The organism is Microbacterium sp., from assembly GCF_049650565.1.
In the GTDB taxonomy this organism is placed as follows: Bacteria; Actinomycetota; Actinomycetes; order Actinomycetales; family Microbacteriaceae; genus Microbacterium.
Window position 1 is genome coordinate 58,226 of the sequence record NZ_JBASAK010000006.1, and the last position, 20,428, is coordinate 78,653.

Annotated in this window: 17 protein-coding genes; 7 read left to right on the top strand and 10 right to left on the bottom strand. The window is 66.4% G+C overall.

The genetic code is table 11. The annotated features are described in order from the left end of the window. Positions 1 to 10 precede the first annotated feature (10 nt). The 6 genes from manD to WA967_RS01210 form a co-directional block, all read right to left on the bottom strand. Positions 11 to 1,249 (bottom strand): D-mannonate dehydratase ManD, encoded by a 1,239-nt coding sequence (gene manD / locus WA967_RS01185; protein ID WP_424419080.1) that lies wholly within the window; start codon positions 1,247 to 1,249, stop codon positions 11 to 13. A 33-nt stretch (positions 1,250 to 1,282) separates the two neighbouring features. Continuing rightward, positions 1,283 to 2,053 (bottom strand): SDR family oxidoreductase, encoded by a 771-nt coding sequence (locus WA967_RS01190; protein WP_424419081.1) that lies wholly within the window; start codon positions 2,051 to 2,053, stop codon positions 1,283 to 1,285. Next, a complete protein-coding gene (locus tag WA967_RS01195; RefSeq protein WP_424419082.1) occupies positions 2,050 to 3,477 on the bottom strand; it encodes a tagaturonate epimerase family protein in 1,428 nt (475 codons plus the stop codon). The genes WA967_RS01190 and WA967_RS01195 overlap by 4 nt, the downstream gene beginning before the upstream one ends. After that, the gene (locus tag WA967_RS01200; protein WP_424419083.1) at positions 3,474 to 4,244 is read right to left on the bottom strand and encodes a 6-phosphogluconolactonase; all 771 of its coding nucleotides are present in this window, start codon (positions 4,242 to 4,244) and stop codon (positions 3,474 to 3,476) included. The genes WA967_RS01195 and WA967_RS01200 overlap by 4 nt, the downstream gene beginning before the upstream one ends. Before the next feature lie 64 nt (positions 4,245 to 4,308). Next, positions 4,309 to 5,523 carry an N-acetylglucosamine-6-phosphate deacetylase gene (locus tag WA967_RS01205; RefSeq protein ID WP_424419084.1) on the bottom strand — a complete coding sequence of 405 codons (1,215 nt, stop codon included), beginning with the start codon at positions 5,521 to 5,523 and terminating at the stop codon, positions 4,309 to 4,311. 137 nt (positions 5,524 to 5,660) lie between these two features. Beyond that, complete coding sequence (locus WA967_RS01210) at positions 5,661 to 6,662, bottom strand: LacI family DNA-binding transcriptional regulator (protein WP_424419085.1); 1,002 nt, start codon at positions 6,660 to 6,662, stop codon at positions 5,661 to 5,663. Positions 6,663 to 6,998: 336 nt separating this feature from the next. Here WA967_RS01210 and WA967_RS01215 point away from each other — a divergent pair, with 336 nt between their 5' ends. From WA967_RS01215 to WA967_RS01225, 3 genes are all read left to right on the top strand, one after another. Then, positions 6,999 to 7,868 (top strand): carbohydrate ABC transporter permease, encoded by an 870-nt coding sequence (locus tag WA967_RS01215; protein WP_424419086.1) that lies wholly within the window; start codon positions 6,999 to 7,001, stop codon positions 7,866 to 7,868. Beyond that, on the top strand, positions 7,861 to 8,718 hold the full coding sequence (locus WA967_RS01220; RefSeq protein WP_424419087.1) for a carbohydrate ABC transporter permease: 858 nt from the start codon (positions 7,861 to 7,863) through the stop codon (positions 8,716 to 8,718). The genes WA967_RS01215 and WA967_RS01220 overlap by 8 nt, the downstream gene beginning before the upstream one ends. A gap of 80 nt (positions 8,719 to 8,798) precedes the next feature. Next, a complete protein-coding gene (locus WA967_RS01225) occupies positions 8,799 to 10,100 on the top strand; it encodes an ABC transporter substrate-binding protein (RefSeq protein ID WP_424419088.1) in 1,302 nt (433 codons plus the stop codon). A gap of 339 nt (positions 10,101 to 10,439) precedes the next feature. Here the strand turns inward: WA967_RS01225 and WA967_RS01230 are convergent, their stop codons facing one another. The 4 genes from WA967_RS01230 to WA967_RS01245 form a co-directional block, all read right to left on the bottom strand. Then, a complete protein-coding gene (locus tag WA967_RS01230; RefSeq protein WP_424419089.1) occupies positions 10,440 to 10,682 on the bottom strand; it encodes a hypothetical protein in 243 nt (80 codons plus the stop codon). Between the two features lie 2 nt (positions 10,683 to 10,684). Continuing rightward, complete coding sequence (locus tag WA967_RS01235; RefSeq protein ID WP_424419090.1) at positions 10,685 to 10,834, bottom strand: hypothetical protein; 150 nt, start codon at positions 10,832 to 10,834, stop codon at positions 10,685 to 10,687. Continuing rightward, entirely contained in the window at positions 10,831 to 13,161 is a 2,331-nt protein-coding gene (gene purL / locus WA967_RS01240) for a phosphoribosylformylglycinamidine synthase subunit PurL (protein WP_424419091.1), read from the bottom strand. The genes WA967_RS01235 and purL overlap by 4 nt, the downstream gene beginning before the upstream one ends. Positions 13,162 to 13,728: 567 nt before the next feature. After that, a complete protein-coding gene (locus WA967_RS01245) occupies positions 13,729 to 14,982 on the bottom strand; it encodes an ATP-binding protein (protein WP_424419092.1) in 1,254 nt (417 codons plus the stop codon). 230 nt (positions 14,983 to 15,212) lie between these two features. Here WA967_RS01245 and WA967_RS01250 point away from each other — a divergent pair, with 230 nt between their 5' ends. From WA967_RS01250 to WA967_RS01265, 4 genes are all read left to right on the top strand, one after another. Next, positions 15,213 to 16,364, top strand: a complete 1,152-nt coding sequence (locus WA967_RS01250; RefSeq protein WP_424419093.1) for an ABC transporter substrate-binding protein — start codon at positions 15,213 to 15,215, stop codon at positions 16,362 to 16,364. A 44-nt stretch (positions 16,365 to 16,408) separates the two neighbouring features. Beyond that, entirely contained in the window at positions 16,409 to 18,175 is a 1,767-nt protein-coding gene (locus WA967_RS01255) for an ABC transporter permease (RefSeq protein WP_424419094.1), read from the top strand. After that, positions 18,168 to 19,295 carry an ABC transporter ATP-binding protein gene (locus WA967_RS01260; protein WP_424419095.1) on the top strand — a complete coding sequence of 376 codons (1,128 nt, stop codon included), beginning with the start codon at positions 18,168 to 18,170 and terminating at the stop codon, positions 19,293 to 19,295. Before WA967_RS01255 ends, WA967_RS01260 begins: the two co-directional genes overlap by 8 nt. 13 nt (positions 19,296 to 19,308) lie before the next feature. Next, positions 19,309 to 20,428 (top strand): MFS transporter (locus WA967_RS01265; protein ID WP_424419096.1); only part of this gene is annotated, 1,120 nt, incomplete at its 3' end.

The window sequence follows — 20,428 nt, forward strand, 5'->3', positions numbered from 1 at the left end:
GCGTCGCTGCTCACCAGTCATGAACCGTGCCATCAGCAAGCCTGTTGTACGGCAGGTACGCCTGCTCATAGGGGTACTTGCCCGCTTCGTCGACATTCAACTCGATTCCGAGGCCGGGCGCCTCGCCGGGATGAAGCAGGCCGTTCTGCCAGGTGAACGACTGCTCGAAGACCTGGTTGGTGCGACCTCCATGCTGCATATACTCCTGAATCCCGAAGTTGTGGATGGACAGGCCGAGATGCATAGCCGCGGCCATGCCCACCGGTGAGACATCGGTCGGGCCGTGCATTCCTGACTTGATCTGGTACATCGCGGCGTACTCGAGCGTCTTGCGCAGGGGGCTGATTCCGCCCATGTGTGTCACGGCCCCGCGCACGTAGTCAATGAGCTGCTCGCGGATGATGTCCTTGAAGTCCCAGATCGTGTTGAAGATCTCGCCAATGGCCAGAGGCGTCGTGGTGTGGCTCCGCACCAGCCGCAGCGCTTCCTGGTTCTCGGCGGGCGTGCAGTCCTCCAACCAGAACAGGTCGTAGGGCTCCAGCTCCTTCCCGAGCTTCGCAGCCTGGATGGGGGTCATCCTGTGATGACCGTCATGGAGCAGCGGCAGTTCGGCGCCGAACTCGTTGCGCACCTGCTCGAACACACCCGGAAGGTGACGCAGATAGGCGCGGGTGTCCCAGTCCTCCTGCACGGGATGCGCGCCGCGGCGAGCCGGCTCGTGGTCATAGCGGACCCCCGGCTCGCCCTGGTCGGCTCCCTGCGAGGCGATGCCGTAGATGGCCTTCAGCCCTGGAACCCCGGTCTGAATCCGGATGGCGCGGTATCCCTGCTCCAGGTGCGCGCGTACCGAGTCGAAGAGCTCAGGGAGCTCCTTCCCCGATGCATGCCCGTAGGCGAGCAGCCCGGTGCGGCTCGCGCCGCCGAGCAACTGGTAGACCGGCATCCCCGCCTTCTTGCCCTTGATATCCCACAGCGCCATGTCTACGGCTGCGATGGCAGCCATCGTCACCGGTCCGCGCCGCCAGTACGCGCTGCGATACAGAAACTGCCAGGTGTCCTCGATGCGGTCCTCGTCAGCGCCGATCAGTAGTGGCGCGACATGGTCTGAGAGATACGAAACGACTGCCAGTTCCCGGCCATTCAGCGTGGCGTCGCCGATGCCGGTCAGACCACCGGCCGTCGTGATCTTCAGGGTGACGAAGTTGCGATCAGGGCTGGTGACAATCACCTCTGCCTTGTCGATGGTCATATCTTCTCCGCTCTCGCCGACGTGCGCCGGCGTTCAGATGGTCATCGCGCTGAAGCCGCCATCGACGCGGATCAGCGCTCCTGTGACGAAGGACGATGCTCGTGATGCCGCAAGCCACAGCAGTGCGCCGTCGAGGTCCCTCGGGTCTCCGAGACGCCGCATGGGTGTGTGCGCGAGGATGCTGGCGATGCGCTCCGGGCTCAGCACTGCGCGGTTCTGCTCTGCGGGGAAGAAGCCGGGGATCAGCGCATTCACACGGATGCCTTCAGGCGCGAGCTCGCGCGCGAGATACTGCGTGAGGTTGTTCACCCCCGCCTTCGCGACGCTGTAGCCGAACACGCGGCTCAGCGGGGGCCCAGAAGACGCCGAGGAGATGGTGATGATCGATGCGCCGCCGTCGAGTCCCGCCATCAGCGGTGCGAAGCACTGGCAGGCCAGGAACACCGATCCGAGATTGACGTCCTGCAGCGACTGCCACTCCTCGTCGGTGATCTCCGGGAATGGTGTCGTGCTGTTCACTCCTGCGGCGACGACGAGAGTGTGCAGCGGACCGCCAGACTCGATGCGCGCGGCGGCGGATCTCACCGATGCGCGATCCGTCGCGTCGACGGCGATGAAGGATGCCGAACCGCCGGCGTCCTGGATGCTCATCACGACCGCCTCGCCGCGCTCCGCGCTGCGGCCGAGCACCACGACCTCAGCGCCCGCCCCCGCAAGCGTGCGGCAGAACTGTCCGCCGAGCACGCCGGTGCCGCCGAGCACGGCGGCTCTCTTCCCCGCGAGGTCGAAGATTCCGGTGCTCATCGGGCGCCTCCCGTGCTGAACGGCAGCAGGTGCCTGCCGATGTGGTTCTCCAGGATGAGCAGGTACTCGTCGCGGTGGTCGCTCAGCACGTCTCGAATCAATCCGTCCAACGGGCCGTCGTGTCCGGATGCGGTGAGTACGGCGCCATAGCCGACGTGCAGCACCTGCCGCGTTCCGTCAGCGTGCACGAGAGATTCCAAGTCGCCATCCGGGATGCCGCTGATGTGGTCATCGTCTGCCGCGGCGGACACCTGATAGCTCGCCCGCGCCTCGCGGTACGCCGCGCTGCTCACCTCGTGCACCCGGCGGAACAGGCCCGGTGCACGCCGTGCCAGCACCTCGACCGCGCACAACCAGCTGGTGCCAGAGGTCTTCAAGTGGATGCGGCCGTCCGCCGCGGCGATCACGCGCTCGTAGATCGAGAACTTGTCGGATCCGGAGTGCATGCTGATCTTGTATCCGCCGTTGCGCACCGCAACAGCGCGGTGACCTGCGACGTTCTCGGCGAGAGCGTCGACGTCGCCGCGGTACTCGACGCCCTTCTCGAATCCGTCGATGTAGCGCGGAGCCATGCTCGCCCAGCGCACCCCGAGACGCGCAGCCTCTGCCGCGAAGTAGTGGTGCTCGAACAGTGATGTCGGCTGTGCGGTCTCATCGATCGCGATCTCCACCTCGTAGGGCGCCGTGGCGAGTTCAGTGAGCCTGTCGTGCATCCGGACGATGAGGGCGACCGCGTTCGCGTACTTCACGATCGCGCGAATGACATCCTCGTCGCTTGGTGTCAGCGAGAACCTCCCGAGATCGACAGGAACCCCGGAGTACCGGCGCAGTGTCTCATCGCGGTCCGTCTGCAGAGTCGTCCAGTCGGTTCCGGCGAGTGCGGTGCCGGTGTCCGACTGCACATCCCGCACAGCATCCCCTGGGTCGAGCGTGAACGTGGTGAAACCGGCTGCTACAGCCTCGCCGAGGCGGGAGATGTCGTGGATGTGGTCGGCATCCGCGCCGACCGGTCCGTCCCAGCCGCCTGCGACGCAGCCGTAGGTGGCGTCGTCGAGCACGTTCTGCGGGCTGCGTCCGAGCCGGTCCATCTCACGGAACGACTGCTGCGCGAACACCGGGGTCACACCCGCGCCGTGATGTCGGAAGGCCCTGACGTGCCCGCAGGTCGCCGTGCCGAGACGATCACCGGTGCCCGCCGAGACGCCCTGGCCCACAGGCTGCGGGCGCAATGCCGGAATCGCGTGCCGCAGAGCGGCGGCGTTGGCGGCATCCGTCGGCCCCTCCAGCAGGATCTCATCGCCCAGCCGCCAGCTCCGCCCCTGGAAGGGGGCGAGCTGGGCAGCATCTGTCACCCGCACCAGCAGCCGGCTGCGCCGCCCGACCTGAATGACGTCCGCCTGCAGGACGCCGTCCCCCAGTGTCATCGGACGAGGGCCTGCAACCCGGATGCCGAGTCGCGGTCGAGCAGCAGCCGCGCCTGCGGCTGGGTGCGGAGGATGGATGCCGGGAGCTGTGGCGTGATCTCACCCTGCAGCGCCCCGGCGACAGCCCTGGCCTTGCGCTTTTCAGGGGTCATCACCAGCACGTGGCGGGGGGCGAGCAGTGCGGGGATGGTGAGTGAGATCGCGTGAGTTGGCGCTTCATGGAGACTTGGGAAGTGTCCTTCGCCGACCTGCTGCCGCCGCGAAGCCTCGTCCATCGCGATGACGTGGACGAGCTCGTCGGTCTCGAAGTCCGCCGGCGGATCGTTGAAGGCGAGGTGTCCGTTCTCGCCGATACCCATCACGCAGATGGCTGGTTCGAGGTCGCGGAGCAGCGCGGCGTAACGATCGACCTCCTCCTGGACGGGCTCGTGGTCGCCGCGCACCCCGTAGAACGCTTTCGGGCTGAAGGGCTCGACGATGTTGTGCTGCATCCAGAGCCGGAAGCTGGCTGAGTGCATCTCGGACATGCCGATGTATTCATCCATGTGCAGCACGCTCACCCGCGACCATTCGATGTCGTTTCGCTCGCGCAGCGCCGTCACGAAGCTGAGCTGCGAGTTGCCTGTCGCAAGTATCACGGCGATCTCTTCGCGCTCTGTGAGCTCTTCGCGCACGGCCTCGGCGAACAGTGCAGCACCTGCGACGCCCAGTTCAGCGTTGGAGTCGTGGACGGAGACGCGGAGGTCTCCGTAGGTCAGGGTGTCCATGTGATGGTCCTTCCTGGGGTTGTGTGGTTGAGAGTCGTCGGGGAGTCAGAAGACCGCGCCGGGGTCAATGGACTGTGCTGCGCGCATCCCACGTGCCGCCGACGGCGACGGCCTGCACGCGCAGATCGGCGGAGAGGTGCACGAAGTCAGCGCGTGCACCCGCGGCGATGCGGCCGACGTCGTCGAGGCGCGCAGCACGCGCGGGGATCGAGGTGACCATGGCGATGGCCTCCGCCTCGCTGAGCCCGAGGGCTGTCGCGGCGATGGGCAGCATGTCGGGCAGCAGTGTGGTGCTGCCAGCGAACGAACCGCGGTCGGCGGTCATACCGACGCCGTCTTCGACGATGTACTCGACATTTCCCATCCGGTAGATGTCGCCCTCCGGCAGGCCGGCGCCCGCGGTCGCATCGGAGACCAGACAGAGCCTGCCCGACAGCATCCGGAAGGCGAGCTGCATGAGTGCGGGCGGGAGGTGGCGTCCGTCTGCGATCATCTCGACAGTGAGCCCGCGCGACACCAGCGTCGCCTCCAGCATGCCCGGGACGCGCCACGGGCCTCTTCTCGTGGTGGTGGACTGACCGCTGTAGATGTGGATCACATGGCTGAGTCCGGCATCCTGCGCCCTGACGAGGTCGTCGATCGTGCCATCGCTGTGCCCAGCGCCGGCCACGATTCCGAGATCGACCAGCCGTCCGATCAGAGCGATCGCGCCTGGCAGCTCGGGTGCGAGGGTCATCACGCGGATCTGTTCGGCACGCTCGAGGATGCGTGACACGGCAGCGTCGTCTGCGCCGATCAGGTCGGTGGGGGACTGCGCGCCTCGCTGTGCGTGCGATAGACAGGGGCCTTCGAGATGCGCACCCGGCATGCGGGGAACGCCCTGCGTGTCGGTGACCTCTGCGAGCGCATCGAGAGCCTTCAGCGTTCCGTCGATATCAGCGCTGGCGAGCGTCGGGAGCGCGGTGGTGACCCCCGCTGCGCGCAGTGCGCGCGCGGCGACGATCGACTCAGAGACGTCACCGGCGTTGAAGCCCGCGCCCGCCGCTCCATGCACGTGGATGTCGACGAGACCAGGGGCGAGGATGCCGCTGTCGAGCATGGTGACGGGGATGCCGTCCGGCAGAGCCCTCACCGGGACGACAGCACGGATGCGGTCTCCGTCGAGGATGACTCCGTGTCCCTCGAGCAACTCCTCGCCCGCCGCGATCTGCGGCGCGGTGATGGCCTGCACCGGCAGTGGGCTCTCCTGCCGGATCGCTGCTGCACTTCGGGTGCTCATCGCGCTCCTTCCCACCGTCGTCATCAGTGATGACGGTCACGACGAGTCGGACCCGTCGCCTGCTGATGCTGCATATCTTAGCAAGAAATATGCAACGAAAAGCAAGATCTTGCAAATCGTGCATCAGTGGGAGAGCGTCACTGACTCGTGTCGGCGGGAGGCTCGGTCGAGCCGCGGACCACGAGCCTGGTGTCCAGGACGGCAACGACCTCGTCCTCGGCGGATGCCGCACGCCCTGCGGTGAGTGCGTCCAGCAGCATGTCCACGGCGGTCCTTCCCGCCTCGGCGCCCGGAACGTGGATCGAGGTCAGCGTCGGGTACGTCATTCCTGAGAACAGGCTGTCATCGATGCCGATCACGCTGAGATCCTCTCCGATCGCGACGCCGCGCTCGTTCAGCCGCGTCATGAGGCCCAGCGCGATCATGTCGTCATAGGCGATCACGGCGGTCGCCTGCGACGCCACGACGAGGTCGGCGGCCCTGGCGCCTGCCTGGATCTGCGGTTCGAAAGGACCGAACTCCAGCAGCTCGAGCCCGGCGACCTCGGCAGCCGCACGGACGGCGCGCTGGCGCTGCGCATTCGACCACGATCGCTTCGGCCCGTTGAGGTAGCAGATCGTGCGGTGACCGAGCGCTGCGAGGTGCTGCGTGGCCTCGGCGATTCCGCTGCTGTCATCGATCACGACGCTGGGCGTCGCGCCGTGGCTGCGGTTGACGAGAACCGTCGGTCGCAGCGACACAAGCCGATCCATGTGCTCCAGGGGTGTGCGAGGGCTGACGACGATGAGGCCGTCGACGCGGGACGCCAGCTGCTCCGCTCGTAGCATCTCATCCTGGGGATGCTCGTCGGTGTCCGCGATGAGCACGGTGCGGCCCCTGGTGTTGGCCCTGGCCTGTACAGCCTTGATGATCGGAGGGAAGAAGGGGTTCACGATGTCGGGGACGATCAGCCCTATGGGGTGCGCGTCAGCGGCATCCGCAGGGGGGATGACCGGAACGACATAGCCCAACTCGCGCACTGCTGCGAGGATCCGCTCCCGTGTCGCAGCGTTCACGCGTTCGGGAGACGAGATCGCGCGGGAAACCGTCGATGTGGACGTGCCGACGTGACGTGCAACGTCGGAGAGTGTGACCTTCACGCTGATACCCCTGCCTCTTCTCGCCGCCGGGGTGCGGCATCCTCCGCTTACCCGATGCTAAGCGACGTGAACGGATGGTCCTATCCGCTTCTCTGAGCATTCCTTACCCTTGTAAGCATACTGCAACTTGTTGCATTGCTTGCACTCTTGTCGCAGGAACATTACAGTGACATCAATCGGATCAGCTCCCGACGAGGCGAGCACAGCGATTGGACTTCGATGATGAACAACCACCTGGCTGAGAGAACGGGTCCAGCCCGCCCCCGGCCCGCCCCGATCGACACGGTATCCGTTGTCGTGCCCTCCGGCCGTAGACCTGCCCGGCGTCGGGGATCGATGACCGGCGTACTGTTCGTGCTGCCCGCGGCACTGTTCGTATTCGTCTTCATGCTGTATCCGCTGGTGTACTCCGGCGTGCTCAGCTTCACGAAGTACAACTTCGTTCGGGATGCCGCACCGGCCTTCATCGGCCTCGACAACTACCGGCAGGCGTTCTCAGATCCGCTGTTTCTCACCGCGCTGCGCAACACCTTCGTCTTCGCAGTCGGATACTTCGTGCTGGTCATGGTGATCTCGCTGAGTCTTGCGATGCTGCTGTTCCGCAGGCTGCGCTTCAGCGGCTTCTACCGCAGCGCGGTGTTCATGCCGATCGTCGTGCCGCTCTCCCTCGCCGGGCTCGTCTTCGTGTGGATCCTGCAGCCCAACTACGGGCTGCTCAATCACGTGCTCGGCGATATCCTCGGGCTGCACGGCGCTACCAGAGCCTGGCTCAGCGACGGGACGACCGCGATGGCGGCAATCATCGTCCTCGCGCTGTGGGCCACCATCGGATTCCTCACCATCCTGTTCCTCTCCGGCCTGCAGGCGATCCCTCAGGAGATCCTGGAATCCGCGGAGATAGACGGGGCCGACGGCTGGAAGCGTTTCCAGCACGTGATCCTGCCGAGCCTGCGCCCGACGTTCGTCATCACCGGAACCTGGGGGCTGCTGCAGGCGCTCAAGGTGTTCGTCGAGCCGATGGTCCTCACCGACGGTGGGCCGGGCACCAGCACCCTCGTGCTCTATCAGCAGATATACATCACAGCCTTCAACTACTTCGACATGGGGTACGCGTCGGCAATGGGGTACATCCTCGGTGCGATCATCCTCATCCTCATCGGCGTGAACTACGTCATCTCCATGGGAAGGACACGGCGAGATGTCTGACCACGCACGGGGCCCCCGCACGTCGATGCGGGCGAAGGCGATGGCGGGATTCACGCACGCGGCGCTCGTCATCGCAGCGATCCTGTTTCTCTCGCCGATCCTGTACATCGTCCTGAACTCGTTCAAGGTGCCCGAGGACATCTTCAAGGAGCCGCCGTCGATCCTCCCCGAGCGGTGGACGCTGCAGAATTACATCACCACGGTCGCCTCTGGCGGATTCGGCGGCTATTTCTGGAACACCGTCGTGATCACCGTCGTCGGGGTCGTACTCGTCGTCGTGCTCAGCTCGTTGGCCGGATACGGCTTCGCCAAGCTGCGCTTCCGAGGATCGGCGTTGCTTTTCTCGGCCATCATCGCCACGCTCACCATCCCACTTGCCATTCTGCTCGTGCCGATGTTCATCATGGAGAGCAGATCGGGCATCCTGAACACCCAGCTCGGCCTGATCCTGCCGAACGTCGCGGTGACCCTGCCGTTCGCGATTCTCATCATGCACAAGCACTTCGCTGACATTCCCGTCGAGATCGAGGACTCGGCTGAGATGGATGGTGCGGGACGCTTTCGGCGCTGGTGGTCGATCATGCTGCCTCTCACCAAGAACGGCATGATCCTCGTCACCGTCATCACGACCTACAGCATCTGGGGCGAGTACACCCTGGCGAAGACACTGGCCACCTCACCGCCTGCCATGCCTCTGTCCGTCGGCCTCACGCTGCTCAAGAGCGAGGTCTGGGAGTACGGCACGCTGGCTGCCGTGATCACTCTGGCCATTCTGCCGCCGATCATCATCTTCGCCCTCTTCCAACGGAAGATCGTCGAGGGCATCACCCAGGGAGCCGTCAAGGGCTGAGGCCCGTACAGCGCGCGAGCATGATCCGCGACGCATCCCGCACGGCCAGCATCACATCACCCAGCAAGGAGGAGTGTCACATGTTCACACCCGTCAAACGATTCGGCGCACTCGCCGTCACAGCGGCCACCATCCTCGCCCTCACGGCGTGCGGCGGAACACCGGCGGGCTCCACCCCTGAGCCCGGAGGGGGCGCCGGTGCGGAGTCGGGAACCCTCAACATCGCCATCCAAGCGTGGATGGGCGACAAGCTTGCGCTCAAGGACATGGCCGCGCAGTACGCGAAGGACCACGACGGCGTCACAGTCAACCTCGTTGAATACGCCGACAACCAGGCCCTCTCGACGTTCGCCCTGGAGTGGAGCCAGGGGAAGTCTGATCAGGACATCGTCGTCGTCGACGGCGCATCCACCGCAGTGCAGTTCGTCGAGCAGAAGCTCATCGTCGACTTCAACGAGACGGAGCTGCTCACCGGTGACCTCGACCCGTCGAAGTTTGTCGGTGAGTCGCTGGACTACACCGGCCTGAACGGAAACCAGTTTGCGGTCCCCTTCGGCCTCGAGGTCTACAACATCAGCGCGAACAAGCTGATCCTCGACAAGGCCGGCCTGCTCGGCGCCGATGGCGAGGTGCCGACCTTCGATACCTGGGGCGACGTGTATGCCGCTGCCAAGAAGATCACTGACGCGACCGGTACCCCTGGGATGACCATCCAGTGGGGACCGAACGCCGTGCCTACGCTGTTCTCGGTGGAGCAGGCGCTGCGCGGGGATCTGTATGAGAAGGATGGCAAGACGCTCACTTTCGACACGCCCGAGATGCGAAAGGTCCTGCCGATCTGGCTAAAGGGAGTGCAGGAGGGAGTGTTCTCCATCGACACGTTCACGAACAAGGATGCCGGGCGTAGCAACTTCAACGCTGGAAACCTCGGGATGCTGCTGGAGACCGCCTCGCGCGTGCCGGAGGCTGGGCAGTCGCTTGGCATGGAGAACGTCGCGGTGCTGGCGATGCCCGGATCGCTGGAGAACGGTTCTTTCGGCTTCAGCGCTGGCGTGCTCGTGCCGAGTGCGTCGAAGAACAAGGACCTCGCCTATGACTTCATCAAGACCGCGATGATGTCGGATCTGCAGGTGCAGGCCGCCGAACAGTGGGGCAAGCTGCCTGTGCTGTCGAGCTACTTCGACCAGATCGACGCGGAGTGGAAGGATGACATGTACACCTTTGTGCAGAAGTCGGTTCCCGCGCCGATGTACAAGGATCTCACCAAGATCCAGGACCGCGGCAAGCAGATCCTGCAGCAGTACCTGACCGGTGACGTGAACCTCGACGGCACTATGAAGGCGTTCAACGAGCTGATCGCCGCCTCGGATCTCTCCAGCTGACCGGCTCTGAGTGGGCAGTCAGTTGATCGGACCGTGATCCACGGGGTCGGGCCATGGCGGATGCTGAGGCCCGGCCCCTTCGCCATGCGCGGGAATGCAGTCGACGATCCAGCCTCGAGGTGCCGCGGACGCGGCGAAACACCTTAACGAGAGTCAGCGGCGCAACCACGCCCAGACTGTCTGATCCTTGGTGGGCGGGTACCGCTGACATCACCATGAGCCGCTCGCCCCGGAAAGGCAGAATGATCGTGGCCACATCGAGGACGTGCAGGCACCCGCCTCTGGCGCGTGTGGCGGTGGCGGCGCACTCGCATGAATGGGACTCGTCACGCCCTGGGACTAGTCCGCGTCGTCGACAGGCGGGTTCGGGTCGTCCTCATCGCGCCTCTTCGGGCCGGCGAAGAACAGCAGCGTGCCGGCGATCGCCACGAGCACACCGGTCGAGATGCCGACAGGCGCGAAGCCACGAGCACTCGCCGTGCCCGCCGTCAGCGCACTGAGCGCGGGCAGGAGCAGCACCACCGCGATCACCCACAGCACGATGGCCGTGGTGAGGTACGGGCGCCTGCGGCGCGGAGCCATGATCAGCCGCCCGCGACCAGGGTGAACAGGGTCGCGCCGCCGCCGCCCACGATCAGGGCGATGATGGTCACCCATGCGATCGTGCGCAGGCGGCGGTTGCGGCGCTCGAAGTCGCTGTAGTCCTCGTCGCTGCGGTTCATCGTGCCGGTCACGCCACCGGCTCGGAGACGGTCGGGCCGAACACCGCGGGGAGCGTGGCGCGCGACGTCTCGCGCAGCTCGGCGGCGCTGAGGGTGAACACGTCCTGCACCTCGAGCGCCGGCTCGGAGTCGGTCACGCCGATGCGCAGCACCGGGTAGCCGCGGCCCTCACACAGGCCGCGGAACTTCACGTCGTCGTCGCGGGGGACGGTCACGATCACGCGGCCCGCCGACTCGGAGAACAGAGCGGATGCTGCATCCACCCCGTCGCGCTCCATGAGCTCGGTGAGCCAGACCCGCGCGCCCATGCCGAACCGCATCACGCCGTCGGCGAGGGCCTGCGCGAGGCCTCCCTCGGACAGGTCGTGGGCGGAGGAGATCAGCCACTCGTCGCGGGCGGCGGACAGCAGGCCCGCCAGACTGCGCTCGCCGGCGAGGTCGACCACGGGCGGGCGCCCGCCGAGGTGGTCGTGGATCACATCGGCCCATGCCGAGCCCGACAGCTCGGTGCGGGTGGTGCCGAGCAGGTAGATGTTCTGACCGGCATCCTGCCATCCCGACGGGATGCGGCGCGAGACGTCCTCGATGATTCCCATCACGCCCACCAGCGGGGTGGGGTGGATGGGGGTGTCGCCGGTCTGGTTGTAGAACGAGACGTTGCCGCCGGTGACCGGGGTGCCCAGCTCGAAGCATCCGTCGGCGAGGGCGTCGACCGTCTGCCCGAACTGCCACATGACCTCGGGGTTCTCGGGCGAGCCGAAGTTGAGGCAGTCGGTGATGGCGGTCGGAACGGCGCCGGTGACGGCGACGTTGCGGTACGCCTCGGCCAGGGCCAGCTGCGCGCCCGCGTACGGGTCGAGCTGGCAGTAGCGGCCGTTGGCGTCGGTGGCGATGGCGAAGCCCAGACCGGACTCCTCGTCGACGCGGATCATGCCGGCGTCGTCAGGGAAGGCCAGAGCCGTGTTGCCGCCCACGTAGTAGTCGTACTGGTTGGTGATCCAGCTCGGGTCGGCGAGGTTCGGCGAGCCGAGGATCTTCAGGAACTGCTCGCGGAGAACGTCCGGGTCGTTCGAACGGGGGAGGTTCTCCGCGGCATCCGCCTGCAATGCGTCGATCCAGGTCGGGTAGGCGACCGGACGGTCGTAGACCGGGCCGTCGACGGCGACGGTCGACGGGTCCACGTCGACGATGCGCTCACCCTGCCAATCGATGACCAGGCGGCCGTCGCCGGTGACCTCGCCGAGAACGCTGGTCTCGACCTCCCACTTGTGCACCACGGCCATGAACGCGTCGAGCTTCTCGGGAGCGACGATGGCCATCATCCGCTCCTGAGACTCGCTCATCAGGATCTCCTCGGCGGTGAGGGTGGGGTCGCGCAGCAGCACGGAGTCGAGCGAGACGCGCATGCCGGAGTTGCCGTTGGCGGCCAGCTCGCTGGTGGCGCAGGAGATGCCGGCGGCGCCGAGGTCCTGGATGGCCTCGACCAGCTCGCCCTTGTACAGCTCCAGGCAGCACTCGATGAGAACCTTCTCGGCGAACGGGTCGCCCACCTGCACGGCGGGGCGCTTCGTGGGGCCGCCGTCGGCGAAGGTGTCGGATGCCAGGATCGAGGCTCCGCCGATGCCGTCGCCTCCCGTGCGGGCGCCGAAGAGCACGACGAGGTTGCCGACGCCGGTCGCGTTGGCGAGCTTGAGGTCCTCGTGGCGGAGCACGCCCACGGCGAGGGCGTTGACGAGCGGGTTGGCCTGGTAGACGGCGTCGAACACCGTCTCGCCGCCGATGTTGGGCAGGCCCAGGCAGTTGCCGTAGAAGCTGATGCCGGCCGTGACGCCGTGCACCACGCGCGGGGTGTCGGGGTGGTCGATGGCGCCGAACCGCAGCGCGTCCATGACGGCGACCGGGCGGGCGCCCATCGAGATGATGTCTCGCACGATGCCGCCGATGCCGGTCGCGGCGCCCTGGAACGGCTCGATGAAGGACGGGTGGTTGTGCGACTCGGCCTTGAACGTGACGGCCCAGCCCTCGCCCACGTCGACGACGCCGGCGTTCTGGCCCATGCCGACCATGAGGCGCTCACGCATCTCGTCGGAGACCTTCTGCCCGAACCTCTTGAGGTAGTTCTTGGAGGACTTGTACGAGCAGTGCTCCGACCACATCACGGAGTACATCGCCAACTCGCCGCTCGTGGGCCTGCGGCCCAGGATCTCGCGGATGCGGGCGTACTCGTCGTCCTTGAGGCCGAGCGCCGCATACGGCTGCTCCTTCTCGGGAGTCGCGATGGCGTTCTCGACGGAGTCGGGGACGTGCTGGTTTACAGAGGAAGAGGATGCGGCAGACACGCGGGCTCCTGAAGCAGCGGAAGGCGGGGCGGGATCAGTCTACCGGGGCGGCCGATGAGCCCGGTCGTTGTGGGTCCTCACACTGGTCTCGGGGCGAGCGCAGCGAGACGAACGCAGGCTGCTGAGGGGTGAACCTTGCTGTCGCGTGAGTGTCGGCACCCAGCAGTATCATCGGTCGACGGTCGGACCACAGGTCGGGGGACCTAAGGTCCGATCGGTGCACGGCGTTCGCCCCGCGTCGTCCGGCTCGTCACGCACGCACGCGTGTTTCGCGTGCGTGCGCGGCAAGTTAGAACGTCTGAGTCTTGTGACTACCGGAAAGAAGGATTTCATGGCTGATAACAGCACCAACAGACCCGTCAGTGCGACTGTGCCCTGGCTGATCCCGACGCTCGGGGCCGGCGCAATCGGTCTTGTCATCGGCATCCTTGGGACGGGATCACAATCGAATGGTCGTACCATCCCAAGCGTGGAAGCGACATGGTAATCACGCTGGACTCGCCTAAGGGCTGAGGTCTCGGCTGCTGCGTTTGGGTATCCACGCGTGGACGGACTGCTCTCAGCGAATCACGCCCCCAGACACCCCGCGGGGACGACGTGCACGCCGTCCCGGCGCGTGTAGGCGTACTGCCCGCCAGTGATCACGACAAGTGCGGTGGGCTCGCCCACTCGAGAGGTATCGATCTTCTGCACCAGCTTCTTCAGTGAGGTGGCCGCCTCTTCGACGCGGCTCTGGCCGAGCTTGATCTCGATGGCGATCCACCGGCCGTCGCGCAGCTGGATGATGGCATCCGCTTCGGTGCCGGCGCTGTCGCGGTAGTGGCGGACCTCGCCATCCAGCGCCTGTGCGAATACGCGGAGGTCGCGCACGACCATCGACTCGAACAGCAGCCCGAACGTGTTCGGATCGCCGAGCAGTCGGTCGACGCTGCCGTTCATCGCGGCCACGGCCAGCGAGGGATCGACGAAGTGACGGATGCCGGCGCCGCGCACCGTATCGCGTGAGCGGAGGTGCGGGCCCCAACTCGGCTGCTCCTCGATGGTCATCGTGCGCTCGAGAGCATCGATGTAAGCGCGTGCCGTTGTCGGATACAGCACGTCGGCTTCGTCTGTGCCGGTGTCACGGACGATCGTCGCCAGCGTCGCGGGCGTTGCGACGTGTCGTGCATACGCGGAGATCAACCGGCGCACTCGTGCAGGGTCCCGCCTCGTGTCGTCGACATCGGGGAGATCCGCGCGCGCGACATCGTCGAGGTAAGACCGCAGAAGCCGCTGTGCGTCTTTGGCGGACAGATTCTGCATGCCGGGCCACCCGCCGATGCAGAGAGCCGTCGCGATCTCCTCGATTGAGAGCGCGGATGCGCCATCCACAGCATCCATGCCGTCGAGGATCTCCTGCAGGGACACCTCATTCGTCGATCGGCCGGCTTCCATGAGTGTCATCGGGCGCATACGCAGTCGAAGGATGCGTCCGGCGCCGGAGTGCCGGGTGACGTCGTCTGCCGGTATCGCCGATCCTGCGAGGATGAACTGTCCTGGTTCACGGCGCTGATCGACGGCTCGGCGCACGTGGTTCCACAGCTGGGGCGCGAGCTGCCATTCGTCGATGAGTCGCGGTGCTGCGCCGTCGAGCAGTCGTGCCGGGGCGAGATCGGCCAGTTCACGGGCCGCGTCATCGACGTCAAGGCGCACGGAGCTTCTACTCAGATGCTCGCCGGTCTCGGTCTTCCCACAGGCGCGTACGCCCTCAACGAGCACTGCTCCGGCGATCCTCAGCAGATCACGGAGGCTCTCGTCTACGACGCGCGGCTGATACTCCATGTCTTGATGATACTCGCAACCATGAAAATGTGGAGCTTCCAACCACGAGAATGTGGAGTTTCCAACCACGAGAATATGGAAACCCCGCCGCCGCTCCGCACGCGCGCCCTGAGCAGAACGCACACAACCTGCACTAATCCGGACAACCTTCGGCGGCCTGGCTCGCGACCTTAGTCTGATCCGCGTCTCGGGAGCACCATCCCGACTCGCCATCACAAAGGAGTGAACCTATGAAGAGCAGCATCCGCCGCCTCGCCACCGTGGCACTGGCCGTGGTCTCCGTCACGGGCGTCGCCGTCTCGCTCACGGCCTGTGCCGGATCCGACGCTCCCAAGGCGCCGGTGAACAAGATCACGCAGAACGCGTGGCCCAGCTACTATCCCGCCGACTACGGCAAGATCGTCGACGCCGCGAAGAAGGAGGGCGGCAGCCTCACGATCTACTCCAACGCGGATCAGGAGAACTGGGCTCCGATCTTCCGCGACTTCCAGAAGAAGTACCCCTTCGTGAAGAACATCTCCGCGAACAACCTCGACAGTGACGAGGTCTTCCAGAAGCAGCTCAGCGAGACCGCCACCGGCAGCGCGTCGGCGGACATCCTGTCGACCAACGCCGTGCAGGCCTGGGCGACCTACAACTCCGAACCCGATCGCGTGCTGGACTACACCTCGCCCGAGCTTGCGAAGCTGCCCGACTACGCCCAGGTGATGAAGGGCGTGTACGCACTGTCGATGGACCCGGTGGGCCTCGCCTACAACGAGCAGCTGCTCGGCGGGGCGCCGAAGAGCATCGCCGACCTCGCCACGATCATCGCCAAGGACCCGGCCAAGTTCAAGGGCAAGATCACTTCCCGCGACGTGAGCGGTTCGTGGGGCTTCTCGGTCTCGAAGGCCTACGCCGACGACGGCAGCGACTCCTGGGATGCGCTGAGCTCGGTGCTCCCCTCCGCCCGCCCCGAGACATCCTCGGGCACGCAGATCGACAAGATCACCTCGGGCGAGTACCTCGCCGGCTTCTTCATCTCGAGCGCGGTCGCGTTCCCGCAGGAGCAGAAGGCGCAGGGCATCTTCACCTTCGTCTACCCGAAGGACGGCACCGTGGTGCTCGGCCGCGGCATCGGCATCACGCCGAAGGCCCCGCACGCAGCGACCGCGAAGCTGTTCATCGACTTCGTGCTCTCCGAGGAGGGTCAGAACGCCGTCGCCGAGGGCGGTCTGACCGCCTACCGCGACAGCGTCAAGCAGGTCGAAGGCCGCCACACCTACAAGGAGATCGTCGACCAGGTCGGCGAGAAGAACATCATCCGCGTTCCGTACACCGTCACCAGCGACGCCGACGTCAAGGCGTTCGTCGACAAGTGGAACGGCCTGCTCGGCAAGTGATCCTCCGGGATCCGAGCAGCAGCATCCCGAAACGGAAGTGACTCATGTCAACCCAGACCCTCGCTCCTGAACAGGACGCGACGGATCGGGCGACGACCGCCCTCCCGGCGCCGAAGTACCCGCGGGTCTTCGGCGTCGGGCGGGATCGGTTCGTGCAGTGGGTGGTGCTCGTCATCGTCGCGCTGTTCGTCGTCGCCCCGATCGCCCCGATCCTGTATCAGTCGGTACGCAGCAAGCCTCTGTACGACTCGACCGGCGCGTTCACGCTCGACTCCTATGTGAAGCTGTTCGCCGAGGACGGCTTCGGCCAGGTGATCCTCAACACGGCGATCTTCGCGGTGCTGACCACCTTCCTGACCCTGGTGTTCGCCATCCCGATGGCGATCCTGGTGGTCCGCACGAAGCTCCCCTTCGGGCGCCTGCTGGCGGCATCCATGCAGTGGCCGTTCTTCATCTCGTCGCTGCTGCTGGGTTTCGGCTGGATCACCCTCTACGGGCCCGCCGGGTTCGTCAGCGTGGAGGTGCAGCGCTGGATCGGCTTCGTGCCGTGGGACCTGTACTCCATCCCCGGCATGGCGCTGACCGAGGCCGTCGGCCTCGCCCCGATCGCCTACGTCTTCTGCGCCAACGCGCTGCGCAAATCGGATGCTTCGCTGGAGAGCGCCGCGCAGGTGTGCGGCTCCGGCCCTCTGCGCATCGTGTTCCAGGTGATCGTGCCGCTGCTGCGACCGCCGATCGTCTACGCGTCCGTGCTGATCTTCTCGATGTCGATCGAGACCCTCAGCGTGCCCCTGCTGTACGGCACCCCGGTGCGCATCGAGGTGTTCTCCACCTTCCTGTACACGCACGGGCTGCAGTCCATCCGCCCCGACTACGGGGTGCTGGCCTCGGCCTCCACGATCATCCTGGTCGTCACCATCGGCACGGTCGCCCTGCAGGCCAAGGTGCTCAAGGATGCGCAGCGGTTCGTCTCCGTGCGCGGCAAGGCCACCCGGCCTCGTCGGCTCGACCTCGGCTGGCTGAAGTGGGTGGCCACCGTCCTGATCGTCATCTACGTCGTGTTCGGCGCGGCCCTGCCGATCCTCGCGCTCGTGCTGCGTTCGTTCACGCTGATCTTCACCCCGCTGCAGAGCCCGTTCAAGACGCTCACGCTCACCAACTACCAGACCGTTTTCACGTACCAGTCGTACATCCAGTCGATCTGGAACAGCGTGATCGTCGCCCTGATCGGAGCGGTCCTGGTCAGCGCGCTGGCACTGATCGCCGTCGTGGTCGCCAAGAGATCCTCGTTCCGCTTCGCGAAGGTCGTCGAGTACCTGTCCCTGGCCCCGCAGGCCATCCCCGGCATCATCGTCGGCATCGGATTCTTCTGGGCCTTCGCGATCCTGCCCGGGGGCAACCTCATCCAGGGCACCCTGTTCGCGATCATCATCGCGTTCGGCCTGAGAGCGCTGCCCACGGCCTTCGGGTCGATCTCCCCGGCGCTCATGCAGATCGCCGGCGAACTCGACAACGCCGGCCGCGTGGTCGGCGCCGACTGGGTGGGCGTGTTCATCCGCATCCTGCGCAAGCTCCTGGTCCCCGCCTTCGCGGGCGCCATGCTGCTGGTCTTCGTCACCATGCTCAAGGAGTACTCGGCCGCGCTGTTCCTGTCGTCGGCCAGCACCAACGTGATCGGCACGACCATGCTCGAGCTCTGGGTTCAGGGCAACAGCGGTTCGGTCGCCGCGCTCGCCACCATACAGATCGCCATCACCGCCGTCGTCGTCGGCCTGGCGAACCTCCTGATGAAAGAGAAGACTGATGCCTGAGATCCGCGTCTCGCACATGGCCAAGACGTTCGGAGACGTGAAAGTCCTGAACGACATCGACTTCGAGGTGAAGGACGGCGAGTTCTTCACCCTGCTCGGCCCCTCCGGCTGCGGCAAGTCGACCACCCTCAACAGCATCGCCGGACTCGAGGATCCCACCGAGGGCTCGATCTCGATCGGCGATCGGATGCTGGTGGACCGCGCCAACAAGGTCTACGTGCCCACCGAGGAGCGCAACCTCGGCATGGTGTTCCAGTCCTACGCGCTCTGGCCGCACATGACCATCCGCCGCAACCTCGCGTTCCCGCTGAACATCCGCCGTGCGGGCAAGGCCGAGACCGCCGCCCGCATCCAGGACGCGCTCGAGCGGGTGGGCCTCGCGCACCTCGCCGACCGCTATCCGCACCAGCTCTCCGGCGGTCAGCAGCAGCGCGTGGCGCTGGCCCGTGCCCTGGTGTACTCGCCCAGCGTGCTGCTGCTGGACGAGCCGCTGTCCAACCTCGACGCCAAGCTGCGCGAACAGGCCCGCGCCTGGCTCAAGCGCCTGCAGTCCGACCTGGGCATCACGACCCTGTACGTCACGCACGACCAGGACGAGGCGCTCACGCTCAGCGACCGCATCGCCGTGATGTTCAACGGCGTGATGGCGCAGATCGGCACCCCGAAGGACATTTACGAGCACCCGGCCAGCGCCGAGGTGGCCGGGTTCGTCGGCAGCTGCAACTTCCTGATCGGCACAGTGGAGCGGATGCTGGGCGACGAGGTCGAGGTGCGCCTGAACGCCACCGGCGAGACCGTGCACGTGGCCACCGACCAGCACTGGTCGGCAGGATCTCCGGCGACCATCGCGATCCGCCCCGAGAAGCTGCGGATCGTCGCCGAGGCCCCGGGCAGCCGCGGCCTGAACGTGCTGGACACCGAGGTGTCGGCCAGCGCGTACGTCGGCTCGCACCACGAGTACATCCTGAAGCTGGGCGACCTGGGCGTGCAGGTGATCTCGCCCGACGGCGGCCTGAGCGGCCCCGTCCGTCTGGTGTTCGACGCCGGCGACGCGCACGTGTTCCCCGGCGAATCCGGACCCGCCACCGAGGTGCTCGACCTGATGAAGGCCACGGTGTGACCATGACCGGCGGATGCCGAAGACGAGACGCCCGGCGGTGAGCGGCGGCAGGCGGGGGATGCTCCTGCTGCTCGTGCACGCCGCGCTGATCCAGATCGTCGTCTTCGGCATCCGCCCCTCCCTCTCGTACGCGGCGCTGGACGTCGGCGCCTCGCCGACCCTGCTGGGACTGCTGACCGCGTTCTACGCGCTGCCGGCACTGGTGCTGGCGATGCCCGCGGGACGCATGACCGATGTGATCGGCGAACGCGCGGGCATGATCATCGCGTCGGTCATCACCGTGGCCGCCACGCTGGTGGCCGTGCTGGGCGCGCGGTCGCTGGGGATGCTGATCGCGGCGTCCGTGCTGCTGGGATGCGGTCAGATGATGACGGTGCTGGCGCAGCAGTCGTTCGTCGGCGCGATCTCGCCGGCCGGGCGCTCGGACAGCATCTTCGGCATCTACGGGTTCGCGGTGGCGCTCGGTCAGACCGTCGGACCCCTCATGCTGATGCTGCCGGGCGGCACGGCGCACACGCCGCCGATCCGGCTGGTGTTCACGGTCGGGCTGGGATGCGCGGTGCTGATGCTGGGGGTCTCATTGATCATCCGGGGTCCGGCCCGCGAGATCGCGCAGGGCAGGGTCGGGATGCTGCAGGCGGCGGGCGCTGTGCTGGCCACGCGCGGTCTGCCGAACGCGCTGGTCGCCGGGAGCCTGGTGCTGGCGACGGTGGACATCTTCGTCGCCTACGCCCCGCTGCTGGGGCAGGAACGCGGCATCCCCGCGGCCGTGATCAGCCTGATGCTGGTGGCGCGGTCCGGGTTCTCGATGATCTCGCGGCTGTTCCTGGGCCCGCTGGCGCGATGGCTCGGCCGGCGGTGGCTGCTGGTGGGCAGCATCCTGGTCTCGGCGCTGACGCTGGGGGCGTTCTTCTTCGGGCTGCCCGCCTGGGCGCTGGTGGTGCTGACCTGTGGGTACGGGTTCGCGATCGGGGTGTGTCAGCCGATCACCATGTCGTGGATATCGCTGATCGCCCCGACCGGCATGCGCGGGATCGCGATGTCGCTGCGGCTGGCGTCGAACCGGCTCGGCCAGACCGCGCTGCCGGCGCTGCTGGGCACCCTGGCCGCGGCCACCGGGGCGGCGGGCGTGC

What these genes read in the sequence shown, in the direction of transcription:
- WA967_RS01245 (WP_424419092.1), bottom strand. Translation starts at nt 14,982, where the DNA reads ATGGAGTATCAGCCGCGCGTCGTAGACGAGAGCCTCCGTGATCTGCTG.
- manD (WP_424419080.1), bottom strand. Translation starts at nt 1,249, where the DNA reads ATGACCATCGACAAGGCAGAGGTGATTGTCACCAGCCCTGATCGCAAC.
- WA967_RS01230 (WP_424419089.1), bottom strand. Translation starts at nt 10,682, where the DNA reads ATGGCTCCGCGCCGCAGGCGCCCGTACCTCACCACGGCCATCGTGCTG.
- WA967_RS01215 (WP_424419086.1), top strand. Translation starts at nt 6,999, where the DNA reads ATGACCGGCGTACTGTTCGTGCTGCCCGCGGCACTGTTCGTATTCGTC.
- WA967_RS01195 (WP_424419082.1), bottom strand. Translation starts at nt 3,477, where the DNA reads ATGACACTGGGGGACGGCGTCCTGCAGGCGGACGTCATTCAGGTCGGG.
- WA967_RS01225 (WP_424419088.1), top strand. Translation starts at nt 8,799, where the DNA reads ATGTTCACACCCGTCAAACGATTCGGCGCACTCGCCGTCACAGCGGCC.
- WA967_RS01250 (WP_424419093.1), top strand. Translation starts at nt 15,213, where the DNA reads ATGAAGAGCAGCATCCGCCGCCTCGCCACCGTGGCACTGGCCGTGGTC.
- WA967_RS01205 (WP_424419084.1), bottom strand. Translation starts at nt 5,523, where the DNA reads ATGAGCACCCGAAGTGCAGCAGCGATCCGGCAGGAGAGCCCACTGCCG.
- WA967_RS01220 (WP_424419087.1), top strand. Translation starts at nt 7,861, where the DNA reads ATGTCTGACCACGCACGGGGCCCCCGCACGTCGATGCGGGCGAAGGCG.
- WA967_RS01260 (WP_424419095.1), top strand. Translation starts at nt 18,168, where the DNA reads ATGCCTGAGATCCGCGTCTCGCACATGGCCAAGACGTTCGGAGACGTG.
- WA967_RS01190 (WP_424419081.1), bottom strand. Translation starts at nt 2,053, where the DNA reads ATGAGCACCGGAATCTTCGACCTCGCGGGGAAGAGAGCCGCCGTGCTC.
- WA967_RS01255 (WP_424419094.1), top strand. Translation starts at nt 16,409, where the DNA reads ATGTCAACCCAGACCCTCGCTCCTGAACAGGACGCGACGGATCGGGCG.
- WA967_RS01200 (WP_424419083.1), bottom strand. Translation starts at nt 4,244, where the DNA reads ATGGACACCCTGACCTACGGAGACCTCCGCGTCTCCGTCCACGACTCC.